Annotated in this window: 1 protein-coding gene; it reads left to right on the forward strand. The window is 62.9% G+C overall.

Features of this window, described 5'->3' with window-relative positions; all coding sequences use genetic code 11:
- A partial coding sequence (locus OGW16_RS04955) for an Ig-like domain-containing protein (protein WP_286518036.1) occupies positions 1–2,693 on the forward strand: 2,693 nt, incomplete at both ends.

Genomic DNA, 2,693 nt, shown 5'->3' on the forward strand with positions numbered 1-2,693 from the left:
CCATCGGCTGACCTGGCGGGCATAAAAGACGGCGATGCCAGCGTGCAGGTGAGCGTGACCAACGTCAACGGCAACAGCGCGTCTGCGGGCCGCGAGTACAGCGTGGATGCGACCGCACCGTCCGTGACCATCAGTACCCTTGCGGCTGACGATATCCTGAACGCCACGGAAGCGCAGTCAGACCTCGCCATCTCCGGCACCAGTACCGCCGAGGCGGGCCAGACGGTGACCGTGAGCCTGAACGGTAAAAACTACACCACCACCGTAGGCGCTAACGGCAACTGGACGCTGAACGTTCCGGCGGCGGACCTGGCGGGATTAACCGACGGCAGCGTGACCGTCACCGCGAGCGTCAGTGACAAGGCGGGGAACCCGGCGTCGGTTGACCACAACCTGACGGTGGACGTGACCGTGCCTGCGGTGACGATCAACACCATCGCGGGCGATGACGTCATTAACGTGGCTGAACACAATCAGGCACAGATTATCAGCGGCTCCGCCACCGGCGCGGCAGCGGGGGATAAAGTCACCGTCACCATTGGCGGCCAGACTTACACCACCGTGCTGGACGCGGCGGGCAACTGGAGCGTGGGCGTTCCGGCGAGCGTGATTGCCGGCCTCAGCGATGGCAGCGTGACCGTCACTGCGTCAGTGACTGACGCGGCGGGCAATACCGGCAGCGGTACGCACAATGTAACCGTTGATACCGGGCTGCCGTCAGTTGGCTTCGACACCCTCAGCGGCGATAACGTGCTGAACGCAGTGGAGAAAGGCCAGGAGCTGAACGTGAGCGGTACCAGCGCCAACCTGGCGGAAGGCACTCTGATCACAGTGACGCTGAACGGTAAACAATACACGGCGACAACCGCTGCAAATGGAAGCTGGAGCCTGACGGTTCCGGCAGCCGATCTGGCGGGCCTGGGTGAAGCTAACTACACCCTGAACGCCGCGGCGACCAACGCGGTGGGTAACAGCGTGAGCAATACCGCAAACCTGCTGGTCGATACCGCGCTGCCAACCGTCACCATCAATACCGTGGCGGGCGATAACGTCATCAACGCGGCGGAAGTGGCTGCGGGGCAGACCCTGAGCGGTACCGTAGCCCATGCGGAAGCGGGCAACACCGTAACCGTGACGATTGGCGGCAACACCTATACCGCGACGGTGCAGGGCGATCTGAGCTGGTCAGTGAATGTGCCGTCTGACGTGCTGACGGCGCTGGGCAACGGCAGTTTGAGCATTTCGGCAACCGTGACCAACGGCCACGGTAACACCGGCTCCGGCGAGCGTGATGTGACTATCGACGCCAACCTCCCGGGTCTGCGTGTCGATACCGTGGCGGGTGATGATGTGGTCAACAGTATTGAACACAATCAGAACCTGATCGTGACCGGTTCCAGCGACGGTCTGACCCCCGGCACCGCGCTGACCGTGAACGTGAACGGGAAAGACTATTCCGCCACAGTACTGGCAGACGGCACCTGGAGCGCAGCGGTTCCGGCGGCAGATGTGGGCGCGTGGCCGGAAGGCACCGTGAAAATCAGCGTCACCGGCGACAGCGCGGCGGGTAACCCCATCACCATCAGCCACGACGTGACCGTCGATCTGGCGAGCGTGGCGATCAGCATCAATGCCATCGCCACCGACGATGTGATCAATGCCGCTGAAAAAGGTGTTGATCTGGTGCTTTCCGGCGCGACGACCAACGTCGAAGCCGGGCAGACCGTGACCGTGAGCCTGAACGGTAAAATCTACACCACCACCGTTGATGACAGTGGCAACTGGACGGCGACCATCCCATCGGCTGACCTGGCGGGCATAAAAGACGGCGATGCCAGCGTGCAGGTGAGCGTGACCAACGTCAACGGCAACAGCGCGTCTGCGGGCCGCGAGTACAGCGTGGATGCGACCGCACCGTCCGTGACCATCAGTACCCTTGCGGCTGACGATATCCTGAACGCCACGGAAGCGCAGTCAGACCTCGCCATCTCCGGCACCAGTACCGCCGAGGCGGGCCAGACGGTGACCGTGAGCCTGAACGGTAAAAACTACACCACCACCGTAGGCGCTAACGGCAACTGGACGCTGAACGTTCCGGCGGCGGACCTGGCGGGATTAACCGACGGCAGCGTGACCGTCACCGCGAGCGTCAGTGACAAGGCGGGGAACCCGGCGTCGGTTGACCACAACCTGACGGTGGACGTGACCGTGCCTGCGGTGACGATCAACACCATCGCGGGCGATGACGTCATTAACGTGGCTGAACACAATCAGGCACAGATTATCAGCGGCTCCGCCACCGGCGCGGCAGCGGGGGATAAAGTCACCGTCACCATTGGCGGCCAGACTTACACCACCGTGCTGGACGCGGCGGGCAACTGGAGCGTGGGCGTTCCGGCGAGCGTGATTGCCGGCCTCAGCGATGGCAGCGTGACCGTCACTGCGTCAGTGACTGACGCGGCGGGCAATACCGGCAGCGGTACGCACAATGTAACCGTTGATACCGGGCTGCCGTCAGTTGGCTTCGACACCCTCAGCGGCGATAACGTGCTGAACGCAGTGGAGAAAGGCCAGGAGCTGAACGTGAGCGGTACCAGCGCCAACCTGGCGGAAGGCACTCTGATCACAGTGACGCTGAACGGTAAACAATACACGGCGACAACCGCTGCAAATGGAAGCTGGAGCCTGACGGT

The sequence above is a fragment of the Citrobacter sp. Ce104 genome (genome assembly GCF_030334595.1).
In the GTDB taxonomy this organism is placed as follows: domain Bacteria; phylum Pseudomonadota; class Gammaproteobacteria; order Enterobacterales; family Enterobacteriaceae; genus Citrobacter; species Citrobacter europaeus.